This is a genomic window from Paraburkholderia phenazinium (genome assembly GCF_900141745.1).
Taxonomy (GTDB): domain Bacteria; phylum Pseudomonadota; class Gammaproteobacteria; order Burkholderiales; family Burkholderiaceae; genus Paraburkholderia; species Paraburkholderia phenazinium_B.
Genome location: NZ_FSRM01000002.1, coordinates 484,790 through 505,304, shown reverse-complemented (window position 1 = coordinate 505,304; position 20,515 = coordinate 484,790). Strand labels below are relative to the sequence as shown.

Sequence of the window (20,515 nt, the reverse complement as noted above, 5' to 3'; positions counted from 1 at the left end):
TGACTTTGTGCGCCGCACCTTGCCGGGTGCCATCGATACAGGTATCGCCACTACCACCCAACTCCCTGTTTTTTCTGGGTTTTTCCGTTAAACGGTGCGCAAAATCGCGGATCAGCGTGGCATAATCAATCGCACACACAGCTTGCCCGCAGTCATCACTACCCCGCATACCATGGCACAGACTCTCTACGACAAATTGTGGAACACACATGTGATCCACACGGAAGAAGACGGTACGACGATTCTTTACATCGACCGTCACCTGCTGCACGAAGTCACCAGCCCGCAGGCGTTTGAAGGCCTGAAGCTGGCTGAGCGTCCCGTGTGGCGGATCAGCGCGAATCTGGCCGTGTCCGACCACAACGTGCCCACTACGGACCGCAGTCATGGCATCGCCGATCCGGTGTCGAAGCTGCAAGTCGACACGCTCGATACGAATTGCGATTCCTACGGCATCACGCAGTTCAAGATGAACGACCTGCGCCAGGGCATCGTGCACATCATCGGGCCGGAGCAGGGCGCTACGCTGCCGGGCATGACGATCGTCTGCGGCGACTCGCATACGTCCACGCACGGCGCGTTCGGGGCGCTCGCGCACGGTATCGGCACTTCGGAAGTCGAGCACGTGCTGGCTACGCAAACGCTCTTGCAGAAGAAGAGCAAGAACATGCTGGTGAAGGTCGAAGGGCAATTGCCGCGCGGTTGTACCGCGAAGGACATCGTGCTCGCCATTATCGGCAAGATCGGTACGGCAGGCGGTACGGGCTATGCCATCGAGTTCGGCGGTTCGACAATCCGCGCGCTCAGCATGGAAGGCCGCATGACCGTCTGCAACATGGCGATCGAAGGCGGCGCGCGGGCTGGCATGGTCGCCGTTGACGACACGACAATCGAATATCTGAAGGGTCGTCCGTTCTCGCCGGAAGGCGTCGAGTGGGATCACGCAGTCGAATACTGGAAGCAGTTCAAATCGGATGACGGTGCGAAGTTCGACCGCGTCGTCGAACTGAATGCTGCGGAAATCGTGCCGCAAGTCACATGGGGTACGTCGCCGGAGATGGTGACCGCAATCGATGGCCGCGTGCCGGATCCGGAACGCGAGAAAGATCCGGTCAAGCGCGACGCGATGGAACGTGCGCTGAAGTACATGGCGCTCGAACCGAATCTGCCGATCGAATCCATCAAGCCGGACAAGATTTTTATCGGCTCGTGCACCAACGCGCGTATCGAAGACTTGCGCGCCGCAGCGTATGTCGTGCGCAAGCTGGGCCGCCGCGTCGCGCCGAACATCCGTCTGGCGATGGTCGTGCCGGGCTCGGGTCTGGTTAAGGCGCAGGCTGAGCGTGAAGGGCTGGATAAGGTCTTTACCAACGCCGGTTTCGAATGGCGCGAGCCAGGCTGCTCGATGTGCCTCGCAATGAACGCGGACCGGCTGGATCCGGGCGAGCGTTGCGCGTCCACGTCTAACCGCAACTTCGAAGGCCGTCAGGGCGCAGGTGGGCGTACTCACCTCGTGAGTCCGGCGATGGCTGCTGCTGCTGCCATCGAAGGTCACTTCGTCGATATTCGCAAGCTCGGCTAAGCCGCTGCGATTCTGTTTCGATTCCACCGGCGGCGCGCCCAGTGGCGCAGCCGCCGGTCTTTACTCTGATGGGTGATGGGCCATGGATAAATTCATCGTACATACCGGCGTCGTGGCGCCGTTGGATCGCGAAAACGTCGACACGGACGCGATCATTCCGAAGCAGTTCCTGAAGTCGATCAAGCGCACGGGCTTCGGTCCGAATGCGTTCGACGAATGGCGTTACCTCGACCACGGCGAGCCGGGTCAGGACAATTCGAAGCGCCCGCTGAATCCCGACTTCGTGCTGAACCAGCCGCGCTATCAAGGCGCGTCGATCCTGCTGGCGCGCAAGAATTTCGGCTGCGGCAGCTCGCGTGAGCACGCACCGTGGGCGCTGCAGCAGTACGGCTTCCGCGCGATCATCGCGCCGAGCTTCGCAGACATCTTCTACAACAACTGCTTCAAGAACGGTCTGCTGCCGATCGTGCTCACAGAGCAACAGGTGGATCATCTGTTCAACGAAACGTACGCGTTCAACGGTTTCGAGCTGACCATCGATCTCGAAGCGCAGACCGTGCGCATCGGCGACGGCACCGAGTACCCGTTCGAAGTTGCCGGCTTCCGTAAGTACTGCCTGCTGAATGGTTTCGACGATATCGGCCTGACGCTACGTCACGCTGACAAGATTCGTCAGTTCGAAGCAGAGCGTCTGACGAAGCAGCCGTGGCTGGGCCACCGTATCGTCGGTTAAGTGCACGCCTGAGTTTGAGGCGGTAGCGCTTTTGCGTGCCCAGGTTTAAAAGAAAACAATCAAGGAAATTCGCATGAAGATCGCAGTGTTGCCCGGCGACGGCATCGGTCCGGAAATCGTCAAGGAAGCCGTCAAGGTTCTGAATGTGCTCGGCGAGAAATTCGAGCTCGAAGAAGCGCCGGTTGGCGGCGCGGGTTACGAAGCCAAGGGCCATCCGCTGCCCGATTCGACGCTCGCGCTCGCGAAGGAAGCCGATGCGATCCTGTTCGGCGCCGTCGGCGACTGGAAGTACGACAAGCTCGAACGCGCGCTGCGTCCCGAGCAGGCCATTCTGGGTCTGCGTAAGCATCTGCAACTGTTCGCGAACTTCCGTCCGGCGATCTGCTATCCGCAATTGACGGGTGCGTCGTCGCTGAAGGAAGAGATCGTTTCGGGCCTCGACATCCTGATCGTGCGCGAACTGAATGGCGATATTTACTTCGGCGCACCGCGCGGTCTGCGTGACGCACCGGACGGCCCGTTTGCCGGCGCGAAGGAAGGTTTCGACACGATGCGGTATTCGGAGCCGGAAGTGCGCCGCATCGCGCACGTTGCTTTCCAGGCAGCGCAAAAGCGCGGCAAGAAACTGACTTCGGTCGACAAGGCCAACGTGCTCGAAACGTCGCAATTCTGGAAGGACATCATGATCGATGTCTCGAAGGAATACGCGGACGTCGAGCTGTCGCACATGTACGTCGACAACGCGGCCATGCAACTGGTGAAGGCGCCGAAGTCGTTCGACGTAATCGTCACCGGCAACATGTTTGGCGACATCCTTTCCGATGAAGCCGCTATGTTGACGGGTTCGATCGGCATGCTGCCGTCGGCGTCGCTCGACAAGAACAATAAGGGCTTGTACGAGCCGTCGCATGGGTCGGCGCCGGATATCGCCGGCAAGGGCGTGGCGAATCCGCTGGCCACGATCCTGTCCGCCGCGATGATGCTGCGTTATTCGCTGAACAAGGCCGAACAGGCCGATCGCATCGAAGCCGCCGTGAAGAAGGTGCTGGAGCAAGGCTTCCGTACTGGCGACATCCTCACGCCGGGTTGCAAGCAGGTCGGTACTGCGGCGATGGGCGATGCTGTCGTCGCCGCGCTTTAAGGCTGTTGTTGGCGTTGTGTTTTACCCGGGCCGCGAACGTTTCGTGGCCCGTAAAGACGTAGTGACGATGTCGTAAGTCCGACACGCGCACACGCGCGAATGGCCCGAAATCCGGCCCATTCGCGCGCAAAAGCGGCGAATCAGGCCGCCCAAATCCGGTTTTCGTGTAGACTGTAGAAATGGCTAGCGCTCACCAAATCACCTCGATTTCTAACCATCACGGCAAAACGGCCCGTGTGGTTGAGCTCGCCATTAGCGTCAAAACGCTGATTAAAGCAATTACCCCGAAAACGATCACGATTCGCTGATCGTCCGTCGTGCCCGCCCATCTTCCCCGCGCGGTCACTGCGGGCAAAGATGCGGGGAAGCCTCCACTCGAAGGGTAAGTGTCATGAACGTAGGTCTCGTAGGTTGGCGCGGCATGGTCGGCAGCGTCCTGATGCAGCGTATGCAGCAGGAAGGCGATTTCGATCTGATCGAACCGGTGTTTTTCAGCACCAGCAACGCGGGCGGCAACGCGCCGTCGTTCGCTAAAAACGAGACCAAGCTCAAAGATGCCTCGAGCATCGACGACCTGAAGAAGTGCGACGCCATCATCTCCTGCCAGGGCGGCGACTACACCAATGACGTGTTCCCGAAGCTGCGCGCAGCGGGCTGGAACGGCTACTGGATCGACGCGGCTTCGTCGCTGCGTATGAAGGACGGCGCCGTCATCATTCTCGATCCGGTCAACCTCGACGTGATCAAGAACGCGCTGGTGAAGGGTCAGAAGAATTTTATCGGCGGCAACTGCACGGTCAGCCTGATGCTGATGGCGCTGGGTGGCCTGTTCCGCGAAAACCTCGTCGACTGGATGACGGCCATGACGTATCAGGCTGCATCGGGCGCGGGCGCGCAGAACATGCGTGAATTGCTGCAACAGATGGGCACGCTGTATGGCTCGGCCAAGGAAGATCTGGCGGATCCGTCGTCGGCGATCTTGGATATCGACCGCCGCGTGCTCGCCGCGATGAACAGCGACCGCATGCCGACCGAGCATTTCGGCGTGCCGCTCGCCGGTTCGCTGATTCCGTGGATCGACAAGGACCTCGGCAACGGCATGTCCAAGGAAGAGTGGAAGGGCGGCGCGGAAACCAACAAGATCCTCGGCAAGCCGGCCATGGGCACGCCCGGTTCGATCCCGGTGGACGGATTGTGCGTGCGCATCGGCGCCATGCGCTGCCACTCGCAGGCTTTGACGATCAAGCTGAAGAAAGACGTGCCGCTCGACGAGGTGAGCAGCATCCTCGCCTCGGCCAATGACTGGGTCAAGGTTGTGCCGAACGAGCGCGAAGCGTCGATCCGCGATCTGTCACCGGCGGTGGTCACGGGCACGCTGACGGTGCCGGTTGGACGTCTGCGCAAGCTGGCGATGGGCGGCGAATATCTGTCGGCTTTCACGGTTGGCGACCAGCTCTTGTGGGGCGCCGCAGAGCCGCTGCGCAGGATGCTGCGCATTCTGCTCGACAAGTAAAGTAAACTACGCGGCTACGACGCGTAAAAACTCAAAAAGCGTCGCGCTCGCGCGGCGCTTTTTTCATTGGTGTGCTCCCAAAATCTTGTCTCAATCCAACCGCAAACAAGGGCTGAGCGCTGACGCGCCCGTGGTCCAGATGACCGTCCGACACGCTTACCGTCGCGCTATCGCGCGCAGCCGTGTGTGCCGGTTCGCCGCCGCGGCTAGCCTGGCCTTCGTGCTGGGCGGCCTGGGTGGGGGTGCAACCGGCGCTCAGGCAGCGACTGTCGACGCGGCCAGCGCGCCAGCCGGTGCTTCCGCGCCGCTCGCCGCCGGCAGCCAGTATTCGATTCATCCGGGGCAATCGCTGAATGACGTAGCGATCGCGGCCACGCAGTCGCACGATCGCGCGACGCTGGCGCGCGCCTCGAAGGCCTTGTTCGACGCAAACCCGAACGCGTTTATGTCGCACGACCCGAGCCGGCTGAGACTGGGGTCAGTGCTGACGATTCCGGCGCTGGATGCGACGGGCGCGGCGATCGTGGCTTCGGATGCCGCGGGGGCCTCGGCACCATCGGGGGCGGCAGCAAGTTCGGCTGTAGCGGCGAGTTCGTCGTCGTCGGCGGCTTCACCCGCTACGGCGGCCACGGCAACCGCGGCAAGTACTGCGGTCAGCGCTGCGTCGCAGCCTGCCAGTGGGCAGGCGAATGCAGCGAGTGCTGCCATGCAGGCTGCTCCGGCCGTCTCTGGGCTCGCGAGTGCAGCGGTTCAGGCGAGTTCGGCCACCGCTGCTGGCGCTGGCGTTAGCGCGCCGTTGGCCGGCAGTGGGGCCGCTATGGCCGCGTCCGGCGCGGTGTCTGGCGCGGCTTCGGCGCCTGCCGGCGTTTCGTCGACAGCCGTCGCGCCGTCTGCCTCGCAAACGGTGGGTGCGCATGTCTGGACGGGCTCGATCCAGCCGGCGACCGGCGCATCGGTCGCCTCCGCGGCGTCTGCGTCTGCGACGCTGCCGGTTACGCCTTCCTCCGCTCCGCAGGCCTTGCAGGCTCCGACGCAGGTTTCCAGTCTGCAACAGTTGCTCGCGCTGAAGAGCCGCGTGCTGTTGGAATTGCAAAAGCATGGCATCGGCGGCAAGCCGGCGCAGCCTGCTCCGGCGAGCGGTCCTGCGACGGTTGAGAGCAGTCCGGCGGTCGTTGCCAGCGGGACTCATGTGCAGAGCACGGGTGCTGTGGCGAGTTCGCACACGCAGAGTGGCGGCTTCGACTTGTCCCCGGTGAACCTCGGCTTTGCCGCTGCAATCGGCGCAGCGGCGGTCGCCTTGCTGGCTGCGCTAGGGATGCGTCGGCGTAAGAGTCGCGTGACGTCGGCGGAGGTTGCTGGGGCGTCTGAAACTGAAGCCGTGGCGGGGCCGGAGACTGTGCTGGCGCGAGATAACTTCGCGCCGCATGATGAGATTGGCACGTCTGACCCAGTGGTTGCCGGCGGGTACGCGGCGCGCGAAGCTGCAGCTGGCGAGGCTGCGGCACGCGAAGAAGCGGCTACCCGTGAAGCGGTGGAGCGGGAGGCAGCCGCCCAGCAGGCCGTAGAGCGCGAGGCAGCAGCCCGTGAGGCTGCGGCACACGAGGAAGCGGCTGCACGTGAAGCCGCGGAGCGTGAGGCGGCAGCCCATCAGGCTGCAGAGCGCGAAGCAGCGGCTCGCGAGGCTGCTGCGCACGAAGAAGCAGCTGCACGTGAATTGGCGGATCGGGAGGCAACGGCCCGGCAGATCGCAGAGCACGAGGCAGCGGCTCATGACGCGGCATCTCATGAAGAAGCGGCCTCGCATGAAGTGGAAGAGCACGAGGCCGCAGCACGGAAGTCAGCGGAGAGCGAAGCAGCGCCGTACGAACCGGCCGATCACACTTCTGCACCGTTCTCCTTCGAAGACACCACCGCCTCGGCCGATCACGCCCCGGTCATAGAACCCGGGACTGACGTATTGCGTCCAGACCAGTTCCACCCAGCGATCGAGCATCCGATCCACCCTGCGCCGGCCGGCCCGAATCAATGGACCGAGCCCGCGGCGCATCCCTCTGAGGAGAGTGTTGCCGAAGAGCCGCCGCTTGAACGCAACGAACCGCCGCATCCGCAGATGGATTTCGGTGCACCGGCGCCGCTTGGCGAGCCGCAAGCGGGGTCGCCATTCGGCCAACATCCCGCCGAGCCGTCGCTCGATCACGCAGGAGCCCCGCAGCCGCTCCCCTCGCCGCCGCAACTTGAGCCGGAGTGGGGCGAGCCGCTGACACCCGAGGCATCTGAACCGGTGCCGCACGGAGAATCGCTGTCGCCCGAGGCATTTTCCCCATCGGCGCACGAACAGCCCTCCGCGCCCGAAACATTCGAACAGGCGCCGCAGGTCGAGGAAAACGCATCCCCGGCAGAGCAGCCCCTCAGCGACGCCCCATCTGAGCCGGCCGCCGCAAGCAGCTTCCCCCGCGACGCAGTCGACGCCTTCGGCAGCCTCGACATGGCTTTGCCGCCGCGCACGGAGCCAGTATCGCCAGCCACGCCGGTAACGCCACCTGCTTCGCTGTCGACGCAGCCGGTTGTGGAGCCCGTAATCACCGCGCAGCACGCCTTCATGCACGGTTCCGCGGGCTCACTCCCTGTCGCCGAAGAAATCGCTGCAGGCACGGCAGGCCCAGCGGCCGTCGCCGGGCTAGGCGCTGCCGGCTTCGGCGCGCTGAATCTGGACTTCGATCTGGAGTTGCCGCCGAGTCCCGCGCAACCGCTGCCGTCGTTCACGCCGCATGACCTGGTCCGGATTGCCCGCAACAAGCTCGATCTGGCCTCCGAGTACATCGAACTGGGCGATCTGGCCGGCGCGCGAGCGCTGATCCAGGAAGTGATTGATACGAACGACGCTGCCACGCGCAGCGAAGCGCGGGCGTTGCTGTCGACGCTGCGGCCTCTGTCGTAATGCCCGCCGTGACACGGATTGCGCTAGGAATCCAGTACGACGGCTCGGCATTTTGCGGCTGGCAGTCGCAGCCGCATGGCAAGACGGTCCAGGATGCGCTCGAAAGAGCGCTCCGCGAATTTGCGCAGACGCCCCTGCAGACCGTGGTGGCCGGCCGTACCGATACCGGCGTGCACGGCCTCGGACAGGTCGTGCATTTCGACACCGAACTGGATCGTACGGATTTCTCGTGGGTGCGCGGCACCAATGCGTTTCTGCCCAAAACGGTCGCGGTTCAGTGGGCGAAGCCGATGCCGGAGACGTTCCACGCGCGCTTTTCGGCGTTCGAGCGGACCTATTACTACGCGCTGTACGTCCACCCGGTCCGCTCGCCGATGCTGGCCGAACGCGCCGGCTGGGTGCACACGCCGCTCGACGTCGAGGCGATGCGCGCCGCCGCCGCTTATCTGATCGGCGAGAACGATTTTTCAGCGTTCCGTTCGTCGGAATGCCAGGCGAAAACACCAGTCAAGCATCTGTACCAGATCGACGTGCGGCAGCAGGGCGACTTCATCCACTTCCGCTTCCGCGCCAACGCCTTCCTGCACCACATGGTGCGCAATCTGATGGGCTGTCTCGTGGCAGTCGGACGTGGGCGCTATCCTGCGGCGTGGATGGCCGATGTGCTGGCGAGCCGCGATCGCAATCAGGCCGCCCCTACTTTCATGCCTGACGGCCTATATCTCGCGCAAGTGGGCTATCCTCAGGAATTCGCGGTGCCCGCTGCGCAGGCGGCCAGTGTGCCGTGGAGTACCGTTTGGACCGAATCAGCGCAATCATGAATTCAACCACCTTGAACCAGCCGGCCGCGGCCGGCGCACCCCAGCAGGAGGGCGCGACGCAAGCCGCGGCGCCCCATCGGACCCGCATCAAGCTGTGCGGGTTGTCGAAGCCCGAGGACGTGGCCCACGCCATCGACCTCGGCGCGGATGCTATCGGCCTCAATTTCTATCCGCCCAGTTCGCGCTCGATTAACGTAGCGCAGGCGCTCGAACTGGTGCGGGACGTCCCGCCGTTCGTGTCGGTGGTAGGGCTGTTCGTGAACGCGTCGCCCGAGTGGATGCGCGAGGTGGTAAGCAACGTTCCGCTCACCCTGCTACAGTTCCACGGCGACGAGACGCCTCAGCAGTGTGAGGCGCTCGCCAGCGTTGCGGGTTTGCCTTGGTTGCGCGCTTTGCGGGTTGAGGCCGATACTCAGCAAGCCGATTTGGTAAAATCGGCACTTAACTATGCAGCTGCCAGCGCTCTTCTGTTCGACACCCATGTCGAAGGCTATGGCGGCGGCGGGAAGGTTTTCGATTGGTCACTTATTCCAGCAGAGCTCGCGCGTCGGGCCGTTTTGAGTGGTGGGTTGAACGCGCAAAACGTCAGTGATGCGATTCATCGCGTGCGCCCGTACGCGGTCGATGTCTCGAGCGGCATCGAAGTAGCGGGCGCCAAGGGCGTGAAAGATCATGCCCGGATGGCGGCGTTCGTACGCGCAGTGCGCGCGGCGGACGCAGAGTGATTCCGCCGGAGCCGGCCTCGCACGAAGCGGGCGGTCCGGTACACTGAGAAGAGTGACACCATGTATAACTTGCCCGATGAACGAGGCCATTTCGGCCAATTTGGCGGCGTGTTCGTCGCTGAAACGTTGGTCCATGCACTCAACGAGCTGCGTGAAGCCTACGAAAAATTCCAGAAAGACCCCGAGTTCGTTGCTGAATATGAACGCGAACTGAAGCACTTCGTTGGCCGTCCTTCCCCGATTTATCATGCTCAGCGCTGGAGCGAACTGCTTGGCGGCGCTCAGGTTTTCCTCAAGCGTGAAGACCTGAATCACACTGGCGCCCACAAGATCAACAACGTAATCGGCCAGGCCCTGCTCGCCAAACGCATGGGCAAGAAGCGAGTGATCGCGGAAACCGGCGCGGGGCAGCACGGGGTCGCCACGGCGACCATTGCTGCCCGCTTCGGCATGGAGTGCGTGGTCTACATGGGTTCGGAGGACGTACGCCGGCAGGCCGCCAACGTGTATCGCATGAAACTGCTTGGCGCTACCGTTGTGCCGGTCGAATCGGGATCCAAAACGCTGAAAGACTCGCTCAACGAAGCAATGCGCGACTGGGTCACCAACGTCGAAAGCACGTTCTACATCATTGGCACGGTCGCGGGTCCGCATCCGTATCCGATGATGGTGCGCGATTTCCAGCGCGTGATCGGCGATGAGTGCAAGGTGCAGATGCCCGAACTGGTCGGCCGTCAGCCGGATGCGGTAATCGCGTGCGTGGGCGGTGGATCTAACGCGATGGGCATCTTTTACCCATATATCGATGACAAAGAAGTGCAGTTGATCGGCGTTGAAGCTGCCGGGGATGGCCTCGACACGGGTCGCCATGCGGCTTCGCTGATCGGCGGTAGCCCGGGAGTCTTGCACGGTAACCGCACCTATCTGCTGCAGGACGAAAACGGCCAGATTATCGAGACGCATTCGGTGTCGGCGGGTCTCGACTATCCGGGCGTCGGCCCGGAGCACGCCTGGTTGCACGAAACTGGCCGTGCGCAATACGTCGGCATCACCGACGAAGAAGCGCTCAAGGCGTTCCACGATTGCTGCCGGATCGAGGGCATCATTCCGGCGCTCGAATCGAGCCACGCGCTGGCCTATGCGGCCAAACTCGCGCCGACCTTGCCGAAGGACAAGTGCCTTCTGGTGAACCTGTCGGGTCGCGGCGACAAGGACATGCACACGGTCGCTGAGCGATCGGGTATCACGTTCTGAGCGCCGCGACGATGCGCGACGAGTTCGACGAGCCGCAACCGGCGATCGACGACCCCGAGGCTGGAGCGACTGAGGCCGCGATGGCCGAGGCTGTAACAGCTCAAGCCGAAACGCCCCAGGTCGAAGCAACCGAGGCGCCTGCATTGGCGTCTCCGGCTGCTTTGCCTGTGGTGCCCGCCGGTATTCAGCTCTTGAACCGCGATTTTCTGACCGATGTGGCGAACCTGCCGGATGCGTCGATCGACCTGATCCTTGCCGATCCGCCGTATGGGCTCGGCAAGGACTACGGCAACGACTCCGATATGCGTTCGGGCGACGACTTTATCGCCTGGACGCGTAGCTGGCTTGAGCTGGCGATCCCGAAGCTCAAGCCGTCCGGTTCGCTGTATATCTTTTGCACGTGGCAATACGCACCGGAAATCTTCTGCTTCCTGAAGACTCGTCTCACGATGGTCAACGAGATCATCTGGGACCGGCGCGTGCCGAGCATGGGCGGCACCACCCGTCGCTTCACGTCCGTGCACGACAACGTCGGCTTTTTCGCGGTGTCGAAGGATTACTACTTCGATCTCGATCCCGTCCGCATCCCGTACGATGCCATCACGAAGAAGGCGCGTTCGCGCAAGTTGTTCGAAGGCAGCAAGTGGCTGGAGCAAGGCTATAACCCGAAGGATGTCTGGTCGGTATCGCGCCTGCATCGGCAGCATGCCGAGCGGGTCGATCACCCGACCCAGAAACCTTTGGAGATCGTCGAGCGGATGGTGCTCGCGAGCTGCCCGCCGGGCGGCCGCGTGCTTGACCCGTTCATGGGTAGCGGCACCACGGCAGTCGCTTGCGCACGTCAGAGGCGCGAATTCGTCGGCTATGAAATTAATGAAAGTTACTGCGCGATAGCGCGTGAACGCGTCAGCGCGGCCGCGCCGGTTGCGCTGACCGAACCCGCCACGCCCGTTGCATCTGTGGATGTTGAAACCTGAGCTAACGCCCCTAAGCGCGTATATAGCGCCGAACAGGTTGTAAAAATCAGGGAATAGGCTCCAAAAAGCAACGAACGCGCAGCTAACTATTTTCGAGAAAATTTCCATGTCCCGTATCAAGAACACATTTGCAGCATTGGCTGCGCAAGGCAAGAAAGGACTGATCCCATTCATGACGGCGGGCGATCCGGATCCGGCTCGCACCGTCGAGTTCATGCACGCGCTGGCCGCCGGCGGCGCGGACGTGATCGAACTGGGTGTCCCGTTCTCCGATCCGATGGCCGACGGCCCGGTCATCCAGGCCTCGTCGGAGCGCGCGCTGGCGCATGGCGTCTCGCTGCGCCACGTGCTGGCCGACGTGAAGAAGTTTCGCGAGCGCGATGACAAGACGCCGGTCGTGCTGATGGGCTATGCCAATCCGATCGAACGGATGGGCGTTGAGGCGTTCGCTGCAGCGGCGCAGGAAGCCGGCGTGGATGGTGTGCTAGTGGTCGATTATCCGCCGGAAGAGTCTGTGATCTTCGCCGAAAAGATGCGATCTTCTGGCATCGACCCTATCTTCCTGCTCGCCCCCACGTCGACTGACGATCGCATCGCTGAAGTCGGCAAAATCGCCAGCGGCTACGTCTACTATGTGTCGCTGAAAGGGGTCACCGGAGCGGCAAATCTGGACGTTTCCAGCATCGCGAGTAAAATCCCCGCCATCAAGTCGCGCGTTCCCCTGCCGGTGGGCGTCGGTTTTGGCATCCGGGACGCCCAGACAGCGCGCTTGGTGGCCGAAGTCTCCGATGCCGTCGTGATCGGCAGCCGTATCGTGCAATTGCTCGAAAAAGCCGCACCGGAGGCAGCCGCCGAGACGCTGACGCGTTTCATCGCGGAGATCCGCGAGGCGCTCGACGGCATTGGCGCGACCGCCCGATAACCGTTATTTTTTGTCTGCTGTAGGCTTGCGGCGGGGTTTATCCCCGCCGTTGTGCGTACCGAAGACCCAAGAAGGAATCACCATGAGCTGGCTCGACAAGCTGCTGCCACCCAAAATCAAGCAAACCGATCCGAAAAACCGTAAAGGGATTCCGGAAGGCCTGTGGATCAAGTGCCCGTCGTGCGAAGCGGTGCTGTACCGCAACGACGTCGAGGCCAATCTGCACGTGTGCCCGAAGTGCGACCATCACATGCGCATCGGCGCACGTGAGCGCCTCGACGGTCTGCTCGATCCGGAAGGCCGCTACGAAATCGGCCAGGAGATCCTGCCGGTCGATGCACTCAAGTTCAAGGACAGCCGCAAGTACCCGGAACGCCTGAAAGAGGCGATGGATGAAACCGACGAAACCGACGCGATGGTCGTCATGGGTGGCGCGATTCACACGCTGCCGTGCGTGGTGGCCTGCTTCGAGTTCTCGTTCATGGGCGGCTCGATGGGTTCGGTAGTCGGCGAGCGCTTCGCACGCGGCGCGCAGAACGCACTCGAGCAGAACGTGCCGTTTATCTGCTTCACCGCTTCGGGCGGCGCGCGGATGCAGGAAAGCCTGTTGTCGCTGATGCAGATGGCCAAGACCACGGCAATGCTGACCAAGCTGTCCGACGCCAAGCTGCCGTTCATCTCGGTGCTGACCGATCCAACCATGGGCGGCGTGTCGGCGAGCTTCGCGTTCCTCGGCGACGTGGTGATCGCGGAGCCGAAGGCGCTGATCGGCTTTGCCGGCCCTCGAGTGATCGAGCAAACCGTGCGCGAAAAGCTGCCGGAAGGCTTCCAGCGTGCCGAATTCCTGCTGACGAAGGGCGCGGTCGACATGATCGTCGATCGTCGCAAGCTGCGTGAGGAAATCGCGCGTCTGATGGCTCTGATGTCCCGCCAGCCGGCTGACGCGGTAGCCTGAACGAACGCAGCGAACGTAACGAACGCAGCTGCCACAAAAGCCTTCGATGCCGCGCTACACAGCACGGCAGTGTAAAAACAGCGCGCCGCGAGAGGTCATCAAGCGGCGCGCTGTCATTTCCGGGATAATCGCGGTCTCGCGCAAGTTCGCAACACCGCCTAACCGACGCAGCAGATGACCACCACATTCCCGACTCTCGACGCCTGGCTCAAGCACCTCGAATCCGCGCATCCGGTCGGTATCGACATGGGGCTGACGCGGATCAGCAAGGTGCGCGACGCGCTGCAACTGTCGTTCGACTGCCCGGTGATCACGGTGGGCGGCACCAACGGCAAAGGCTCGACGTGTGCGATCCTCGAAACGATCTTGCTGCGCGCAGGTTATCGAGTGGGTTGCCACACTTCCCCGCATCTCCTTACGTTCAACGAACGGGCGCGGGTAAACGGCGAGGTGGCGAGCGACGCCGACCTGCTGGCACATTTCGAGGCGGTCGAAGCGGCGCGCCTGAGCCTCGCGGAACCGGTCTCGTTGACGTACTTCGAATTCACGACGCTGGCCATCATGCATCTGTTTGCCGCGAGCGGGCTGGATGCGGTCATTCTCGAGGTGGGCCTCGGCGGACGTCTCGATGCGGTCAACATCCTCGACGCCGATTGTGCGATCGTCACGAGCATCGACATCGATCACACCGAATACCTCGGCGATACGCGCGAGAAAATCGGCTTCGAGAAAGCCGGCATTTTCCGCGCCGGCAGGCCGGCGATCTGCGCGGACCCGGTGCCGCCACAAACGCTGATTGATCATGCAGAAGCGATCGGAGCCGATCTATGGCTCTTCGGCCGCGATTTTCGCTATGAAGGCCAGGCCGGCAGCGAGCGTCAGCAATGGAGCTATGTGGGCCGCACGCTGCGCCGCTCAGCGCTCGCCTACCCGGCGCTGCGCGGCGCGAATCAGCTCATCAATACCTCCGCCGCGCTGGCGGGCCTCGAGGCTTTGCGGGACCGTCTGCCTGTTTCCGCGCAGGACATCCGTCTGGGTCTGGCGAACGTCGAACTGGCGGGCCGTTTTCAGGTGCTGCCGGGCAAACCGGCCATCGTCCTCGATGTTGGTCACAACCCACATGCTGCTGCAGTTTTATCGCAGAATCTCGGCAATATGGGTTATTTTCCGTACACGTATGCCGTATTTGGCGCGATGCGCGACAAGGACATCGCTGGCGTGATCGAACACCTGAAAGGCGAAGTCGCCCATTGGTGCGTAACCGGTCTGCCGAGCCCGCGAGCGGCGTCCGCCGAGTTTCTCGACGCCACCCTGCGCGAGTGCGGTGTGACGGATGGCCCCGATAGCAGCATCACGCGGTTCGAATCGCCGGCCGAGGCTTTCCAAGACGCGCTAAAACGGGCCTCGGAGAATGATAGAATCGTGGTTTTCGGCAGTTTCTATACGGTAGCCGGCGTAATGGCCTACCGTAAATCGCAGCAACACTGAACGGGCGGCAGCCTCGAACCAAGCCATTCATGGGAATTTTCTCGTTCGGCAAGAAAGACGACACGCCTACCCGGCGTGGCGCAAATACGAGTTCCACCCGGGCCGCCCGTGGCGAGCGCGTGGAGCGGCGAACCACCCGCCGCACGGAACGGCCTGACGCTGATGCAATGCTGCTCGACCCTACGTTGCCTGAAAAACAGCGCGCGCGTCGCCGCCTGGTAGGCGCGATAGCCATGGTGGTGGCAGCGGTCGTGATCCTGCCCATGGTGCTGGATTCGCATCCGAAACCTGTAACGGACGATATCGCCATCGATATCCCCACCCGTCCGGCGCCCAAAGCGGCCGCTGCCGATGAAGACACCCAGGCAGGTGTCGCACCTGATAATCCGGCCCCAGATAGCGCGAATAGCGCCCTCGCAGCCTCCGGCGTAGCGCCGGCTCCGGCCGCGCCCGCTCCGACAAACACCATGACGCAGCAGGGCACGGCCGCTGCACCGGCGCAAGCCGGCAAGAGCAGCAAGTCGCAAGCGTCCGCTGTGGCGTCGACGCAAGTGCCTGCTTCGAAGAAACCGTCTAAGCCGACCCCTGCGCCGACTCAAAGCGCCGCCAACACGAACAATACGAACGCCACCGCGACCACAAGCAACCCCGACGCGGCCGCCGCAGATGCCGATTCCGGCACGCCGGCCTCGCCGCCGGGCAGCCGTTTCGCGGTGCAACTGGGTTCGTTCCCGGACGACGCGAGCGCGAAAGCCTGGACGTCCAAGTTGAAAGCAGCGGGAGTGCCCGCATATATCGAGCACAGGAAACAGGCTGACGGCACGACCCGTACGCTTCTGCGCGCAGGCCCGTTCGCTGACCGGACCGCCGCCTCGGCAGCGATTGCGAAGGTCCGTGAAGCCGGCCTGACGTCGGGCTCGAACAACGGCTCGGCACAGTAAGTCAGCGATGTTCACTGCCTTCGACTACGCTGTAATGGCGGTGATAGGTTTGTCGGCCCTGCGGGGCGGTTGGCGCGGTTTTCTGTCCGAGATATTCGGGCTGATCGGCTGGGTTGCAGCGTTTTTGATTGCCTGCCATTTCGTCGGCTATGTGGTGCCGTATATGCCCGCCAGGTGGCCGGGTGGCGCTTTGACTCAATGGCTGCTGGCTTTTGCCTTGCTGGTGATCGGCGTGATGCTGGTGGTGGGTGTCGCCAACGCGCTGTTGAGCCGGCTCGTGCAGGCGTCCGGTTTGAGCGGTGTGGACCGCTCGCTGGGTTTGATGTTCGGCCTCGTTCGCGGGGTCATCCTGGTGCTGATTCTGGTCGCCCTCGCAGGCCTGACCGAACTGCCCCAGCAGGAATTCTGGCGCAACGCCTTGTTGCGGCCCTACGCGGTCCAAGGCGTGCACGAACTGAAACCGCTGCTTCCCGAGACACTCGCTGCTTACGTCCGTGTGTGACGATCACAAGCCGGCGAGGCGTTGCAGGAAGTACGCAGGACATCGGCGCGACCCGGATGCTTCCCCGGCACCGGCCGCCGTCACGAATTTCGTACCTTTGAAGGACATGCCATGTGCGGCATCGTAGGCGTAGTTTCCCAATCTCCGGTCAATCAGCTGATCTATGACAGCCTGCTGCTCCTGCAGCACCGCGGTCAGGACGCAGCCGGCATCGCGACGGCGAACGGCAGCAATTTCCACATGCACAAGGCTAACGGCATGGTGCGCGACGTGTTCCGCACGCGTAACATGCGCAGCCTGCCCGGCAACACTGGCATCGGCCAGGTGCGGTACCCGACGGCCGGTTCGGCGTCGAGTGAAGAGGAAGCCCAACCGTTCTACGTGAACGCACCGTTCGGCATCATCCTCGCTCACAACGGCAATCTGACCAACTGGCAGCAACTGAAAGACGAGATGTTCCGCGTCGACCGCCGCCACATCAACACCAATTCCGATACCGAAGTGCTGCTCAACGTGCTCGCGCACGAACTGCAACTCTCCACTTCCGGCCTGCAAATCGATCCGGCATCTGTGTTCAAGGCGGTCTCGGGCGTGCATCGCCGCGTGCATGGTTCGTATGCGATCGTTTCGCTGATCGCCGGCTACGGCCTGCTGGCTTTCCGCGACCCGTTCGGTATCCGGCCGCTGTGTCTGGGCAAGCAGGAAACGGCGCATGGCGTGGAGTGGATCGTCGCGTCGGAATCGGTAGCGATTGAAGGTATCGGCTTCGAATTCGTGCGCGATGTGGCGCCGGGCGAAGCGCTGTTCATCGACATCGAAGGCAATCTGCATTCGCAACAATGCGCGCCGAACGCGAGCCTGAATCCGTGTATCTTCGAACTCGTGTATCTCGCGCGTCCGGACTCGGTGCTCGATGGCGTGCCGGTCTACAACGTGCGTCTGCGCATGGGCGATTACCTCGCAGAGAAGATCAAACGTGAACTGCCGGATGTGCCGATCGACGTGGTGATGCCGATTCCCGATTCGTCGCGCCCTGCGGCAATGCAGGTCGCCAAGAAGCTCGGTGTTGAATATCGCGAAGGCTTCTTCAAGAACCGCTACGTTGGCCGCACGTTTATCATGCCGGGCCAGGCTGTGCGTAAGAAGTCGGTGCGCCAGAAGCTCAATGCGATGGCGATCGAATTCAAGGGCAAGAACGTGCTGATCGTGGACGACTCGATCGTGCGCGGCACGACCTCGCACGAAATCGTGCAGATGGCCCGCTTCGCCGGCGCGAACAAGGTCATCTTCGCCTCGGCAGCGCCGCCGGTGAAATTCCCGAACGTCTACGGTATCGACATGCCGACGCGCGGTGAACTCGTCGCCCACGGCCGCACCGATGATGAAGTCGCACGCATGATCGGCGCGGATCACCTGGTGTACCAGGACGTCGAGGCGCTGAAGCAGGCTGTGCGCGACATCAACCCGGCGCTGAAGGAATTCGAAGCGTCGTGCTTCGACGGCAACTACATCACCGGCGACGTCACCACCGAGTATCTCGACCGCATTGAAACCGCGCGTCTCGCGCCGTCCGCGCAATCGGACCGCGACACCGCCAGCGAAGCAATGGAAGGTGGTGCAGCGCGCTCGCAACTGCACCTGCAACTGTCGGTGGAGTAATCCATCGCACGGGGCGTGCGGGCCGTGCAGATGCACGCCGCGCGCCACGCATGTTAGGATAATGGCTTGCGTCGATTTGATCTCAGCTTGCGGACGCGGGGCAACCCAAAACAGCTAAAGCGAACGGTGGAAATGTAGCAACCGTCCGCCGCCGCTCCAGCTTTCCCCCGCACATGAAGCCCGCTTATGCCGACGCAAAGCGGGCTTTTTTGTTGCCGGCGCGTTTGACGTTCATCCAGCTTGACGATGGACGGCAAGCAATACGCGTTAAGCGCCGGTCTGGAAAACGTGGCAACACGTGACGACACGTGGAAAATGGAACTAGAACCAACATGGACGACTCCCTGAATTTCGACACCCTCGCGGTCCGCTCGGGCACGCTGCGCAGCGACTTCAACGAGCATTCGGAAGCGATTTTCCTGACGTCGAGCTTTGTGTTCACAAGCGCCGCTGACGCTGCCGAACGCTTCAAGAATTCCGAGGACAACTACACCTACTCGCGCTTCACGAACCCTACGGTCACGATGTTCCAGGACCGTCTGGCCGCGCTCGAAGGCGGCGAGGCTTGCATCGCGACGGCCTCGGGCATGAGCGCGATCATGTCGGTGGTGATGTCTGCGTTGCAGGCGGGCGATCACCTCGTCAGCTCGCGGAGCCTGTTCGGTTCGACGCTCGGCATGTTCTCGCAGATCTTCAGCAAGTTTGGCATTGTGACTACGTTTGTCGATCCGACGGATCTGGACGCGTGGAAAGAAGCCGTGCGTCCCGAGACGAAGATGTTCTTCCTCGAAACGCCATCGAATCCGCTGACGGAGATCGCCGATATCGAAGCGATCGGCAAGATTGCGAAGGCGTCGAACGCGCTGTTCGTGGTCGACAACTGCTTCTGCAGCCCGGCGCTGCAGCAGCCGTTGAAGCTCGGCGCGGACGTCGTGATGCATTCGGCCACCAAGTTCCTCGACGGCCAGGGCCGCGTACTTGGCGGTGCGCTGGTCGGCTCGAAGCAGTTCATTATGGAAAAGGTGTTCCCGTTCGTGCGCAGCGCCGGGCCGACACTGTCCGCGTTCAACGCGTGGGTGTTGCTCAAGGGCATGGAAACGCTTTCACTGCGCGTTGAAAAGCAGTCCGATAACGCGCTGGAAATCGCCCGCTGGCTGGAAGCGCATCCGGCGGTGAATCGCGTGTTCTATCCGGGGCTGGAATCGCATCCGCAGTACGAAATTGCCAAACGTCAGCAGAAAGCCGGTGGCGCGGTTGTGTCGTTCGAGTTGAAGGGCGACACGCCCGAAGCGCAGCGTGCGAATGCATGGCGCGTGATCGACGGTACGAAGATCTGTTCGATCACCGCGAACCTCGGCGATACGCGCACGACCATCACCCATCCTGCTACGACGACGCACAGCCGCATCACGCCCGAAGCGCGTGCGGCAGCGGGCATTTCGGAAGGGCTGATTCGTCTGGCGGTCGGGCTGGAGAATGCGGGCGATATCCGCAACGATCTGGCGCGCGGCCTGGCGGGGTAAATCTCAGGTCGTAAGTTGTTTTCGGGCCCACAGCTCGGGTCAGTGGCGCACGGCGCGCCATTGACCCGGCGCAAGCCCAAAACGCCGCGTAAAAGCGTGCGTGTAAGCGCTTTGATCGCCGAAGCCAACATCAAGCGCGATATCGGTCAACGAATGCCGGGGATCCGCGAGCAGGGTGATCGAGGTATCGAGCCGCAGACGCTGCAGATAGCGATTCGGCGTCTCACCGAACGCTTCGATGAACAACTGATGGAAACGCCGCATGCCGAAGCCGCAATGCGCGGCAAGATCGGCGATGCGTAACGGCTCCGACAAATGCGCGCGTAACCAGCGGTCGATGCGTGCGAAGTCGAGACCTGCGCCCAGCGCGCCACTGACCGTCGCGGACCGCGTCGTACCGGCATCCGCCAGCATGGCCGCGCACAAACGCGCGGCGGCATCCCAGTGAAACCGCCGCGTGCTCAGATCGTCAGCGGCCGGTGTGTGGCCCATCGCAGATGCGGCAATGCGATGTACAAGCTGCTTCAACGAAGCATCCACCGACACTGCCCGCGCGCGGTCAAACAAACGCTCCGGCACGGCCATCGACGCCGCGGGCAAATCGAGCACCAGTTGCCGGTTCTCGCCGATGCCCGCGTAGTCATGCTGCGCGCCCGCGGGAATCAGCCACGCCGAGCCTGAATCGATCTGCTGGCCAACGCCATCCACCGTCATCACCATCGCGCCGTCGAGCCCCAGCACGACCTGATGAAAGTCATGCAGGTCCGTGGCTTCAATCGCACCATAACGGCGCAACGAAACGCAGGGGGCGGTGACGGCAGCGTGGCTCATCGGCAGGCAA

Annotated in this window: 17 protein-coding genes; 16 read left to right on the top strand and 1 reads right to left on the bottom strand. The window is 62.6% G+C overall.

The annotated features are described in order from the left end of the window. Positions 1-172: 172 nt before the first annotated feature. From leuC to BUS06_RS22245, 16 genes are all read left to right on the top strand, one after another. Positions 173-1,582, top strand: a complete 1,410-nt coding sequence (gene leuC, locus BUS06_RS22320; protein ID WP_074266611.1) for a 3-isopropylmalate dehydratase large subunit — start codon at positions 173-175, stop codon at positions 1,580-1,582. An 82-nt stretch (positions 1,583-1,664) separates the two neighbouring features. Continuing rightward, on the top strand, positions 1,665-2,315 hold the full coding sequence (gene leuD / locus BUS06_RS22315; RefSeq protein ID WP_074266610.1) for a 3-isopropylmalate dehydratase small subunit: 651 nt from the start codon (positions 1,665-1,667) through the stop codon (positions 2,313-2,315). Positions 2,316-2,388: 73 nt separating this feature from the next. Continuing rightward, positions 2,389-3,456, top strand: coding sequence for a 3-isopropylmalate dehydrogenase (gene leuB, locus BUS06_RS22310; protein WP_074266609.1), 1,068 nt, complete (start codon positions 2,389-2,391; stop codon positions 3,454-3,456). A 391-nt stretch (positions 3,457-3,847) separates the two neighbouring features. Continuing rightward, a complete protein-coding gene (gene asd / locus BUS06_RS22305) occupies positions 3,848-4,969 on the top strand; it encodes an aspartate-semialdehyde dehydrogenase (protein WP_074266608.1) in 1,122 nt (373 codons plus the stop codon). A 139-nt stretch (positions 4,970-5,108) separates the two neighbouring features. Then, a complete protein-coding gene (locus BUS06_RS22300; protein WP_074266607.1) occupies positions 5,109-7,907 on the top strand; it encodes a FimV/HubP family polar landmark protein in 2,799 nt (932 codons plus the stop codon). A gap of 8 nt (positions 7,908-7,915) precedes the next feature. After that, positions 7,916-8,728, top strand: coding sequence for a tRNA pseudouridine(38-40) synthase TruA (gene truA / locus BUS06_RS22295; protein WP_074269234.1), 813 nt, complete (start codon positions 7,916-7,918; stop codon positions 8,726-8,728). Continuing rightward, entirely contained in the window at positions 8,725-9,453 is a 729-nt protein-coding gene (locus BUS06_RS22290) for a phosphoribosylanthranilate isomerase (RefSeq protein ID WP_074266606.1), read from the top strand. Before truA ends, BUS06_RS22290 begins: the two co-directional genes overlap by 4 nt. A 60-nt stretch (positions 9,454-9,513) precedes the next feature. Then, complete coding sequence (gene trpB / locus BUS06_RS22285; RefSeq protein WP_074266605.1) at positions 9,514-10,707, top strand: tryptophan synthase subunit beta; 1,194 nt, start codon at positions 9,514-9,516, stop codon at positions 10,705-10,707. An 11-nt stretch (positions 10,708-10,718) separates the two neighbouring features. Continuing rightward, entirely contained in the window at positions 10,719-11,684 is a 966-nt protein-coding gene (locus BUS06_RS22280; protein ID WP_074266604.1) for a DNA-methyltransferase, read from the top strand. A 106-nt stretch (positions 11,685-11,790) separates the two neighbouring features. Then, positions 11,791-12,606 carry a tryptophan synthase subunit alpha gene (gene trpA / locus BUS06_RS22275; RefSeq protein WP_074266603.1) on the top strand — a complete coding sequence of 272 codons (816 nt, stop codon included), beginning with the start codon at positions 11,791-11,793 and terminating at the stop codon, positions 12,604-12,606. A gap of 82 nt (positions 12,607-12,688) precedes the next feature. Beyond that, a complete protein-coding gene (accD, locus tag BUS06_RS22270; protein ID WP_074266602.1) occupies positions 12,689-13,561 on the top strand; it encodes an acetyl-CoA carboxylase, carboxyltransferase subunit beta in 873 nt (290 codons plus the stop codon). 174 nt (positions 13,562-13,735) lie between these two features. Continuing rightward, a complete protein-coding gene (gene folC / locus BUS06_RS22265; protein ID WP_074266601.1) occupies positions 13,736-15,049 on the top strand; it encodes a bifunctional tetrahydrofolate synthase/dihydrofolate synthase in 1,314 nt (437 codons plus the stop codon). A 29-nt stretch (positions 15,050-15,078) separates the two neighbouring features. Continuing rightward, positions 15,079-15,990 (top strand): SPOR domain-containing protein, encoded by a 912-nt coding sequence (locus BUS06_RS22260; RefSeq protein ID WP_074266600.1) that lies wholly within the window; start codon positions 15,079-15,081, stop codon positions 15,988-15,990. A gap of 7 nt (positions 15,991-15,997) precedes the next feature. Further along, positions 15,998-16,492: a CvpA family protein gene (locus BUS06_RS22255; protein ID WP_074266599.1), complete on the top strand. Its 495-nt coding sequence runs from the start codon at positions 15,998-16,000 to the stop codon at positions 16,490-16,492. Positions 16,493-16,603: 111 nt separating this feature from the next. Further along, complete coding sequence (gene purF, locus BUS06_RS22250) at positions 16,604-18,151, top strand: amidophosphoribosyltransferase (protein WP_074266598.1); 1,548 nt, start codon at positions 16,604-16,606, stop codon at positions 18,149-18,151. A gap of 332 nt (positions 18,152-18,483) precedes the next feature. Continuing rightward, complete coding sequence (locus BUS06_RS22245) at positions 18,484-19,674, top strand: O-succinylhomoserine sulfhydrylase (protein WP_074266597.1); 1,191 nt, start codon at positions 18,484-18,486, stop codon at positions 19,672-19,674. A gap of 39 nt (positions 19,675-19,713) precedes the next feature. Here BUS06_RS22245 and BUS06_RS22240 read toward each other — a convergent pair whose 3' ends face one another. After that, on the bottom strand, positions 19,714-20,505 hold the full coding sequence (locus BUS06_RS22240; RefSeq protein ID WP_074266596.1) for a helix-turn-helix domain-containing protein: 792 nt from the start codon (positions 20,503-20,505) through the stop codon (positions 19,714-19,716). Between the last annotated feature and the right edge of the window lie 10 nt (positions 20,506-20,515).

Excerpts from the sequence above, each read along its gene's own strand:
- leuC (WP_074266611.1), top strand. The coding sequence starts at position 173 with ATGGCACAGACTCTCTACGACAAATTGTGGAACACACATGTGATCCAC.
- leuD (WP_074266610.1), top strand. The coding sequence starts at position 1,665 with ATGGATAAATTCATCGTACATACCGGCGTCGTGGCGCCGTTGGATCGC.
- leuB (WP_074266609.1), top strand. The coding sequence starts at position 2,389 with ATGAAGATCGCAGTGTTGCCCGGCGACGGCATCGGTCCGGAAATCGTC.
- asd (WP_074266608.1), top strand. The coding sequence starts at position 3,848 with ATGAACGTAGGTCTCGTAGGTTGGCGCGGCATGGTCGGCAGCGTCCTG.
- BUS06_RS22300 (WP_074266607.1), top strand. The coding sequence starts at position 5,109 with ATGACCGTCCGACACGCTTACCGTCGCGCTATCGCGCGCAGCCGTGTG.
- BUS06_RS22290 (WP_074266606.1), top strand. The coding sequence starts at position 8,725 with ATGAATTCAACCACCTTGAACCAGCCGGCCGCGGCCGGCGCACCCCAG.
- trpB (WP_074266605.1), top strand. The coding sequence starts at position 9,514 with ATGTATAACTTGCCCGATGAACGAGGCCATTTCGGCCAATTTGGCGGC.
- BUS06_RS22280 (WP_074266604.1), top strand. The coding sequence starts at position 10,719 with ATGCGCGACGAGTTCGACGAGCCGCAACCGGCGATCGACGACCCCGAG.
- trpA (WP_074266603.1), top strand. The coding sequence starts at position 11,791 with ATGTCCCGTATCAAGAACACATTTGCAGCATTGGCTGCGCAAGGCAAG.
- accD (WP_074266602.1), top strand. The coding sequence starts at position 12,689 with ATGAGCTGGCTCGACAAGCTGCTGCCACCCAAAATCAAGCAAACCGAT.
- folC (WP_074266601.1), top strand. The coding sequence starts at position 13,736 with ATGACCACCACATTCCCGACTCTCGACGCCTGGCTCAAGCACCTCGAA.
- BUS06_RS22260 (WP_074266600.1), top strand. The coding sequence starts at position 15,079 with ATGGGAATTTTCTCGTTCGGCAAGAAAGACGACACGCCTACCCGGCGT.
- BUS06_RS22255 (WP_074266599.1), top strand. The coding sequence starts at position 15,998 with ATGTTCACTGCCTTCGACTACGCTGTAATGGCGGTGATAGGTTTGTCG.
- purF (WP_074266598.1), top strand. The coding sequence starts at position 16,604 with ATGTGCGGCATCGTAGGCGTAGTTTCCCAATCTCCGGTCAATCAGCTG.
- BUS06_RS22245 (WP_074266597.1), top strand. The coding sequence starts at position 18,484 with ATGGACGACTCCCTGAATTTCGACACCCTCGCGGTCCGCTCGGGCACG.
- BUS06_RS22240 (WP_074266596.1), bottom strand. The coding sequence starts at position 20,505 with ATGAGCCACGCTGCCGTCACCGCCCCCTGCGTTTCGTTGCGCCGTTAT.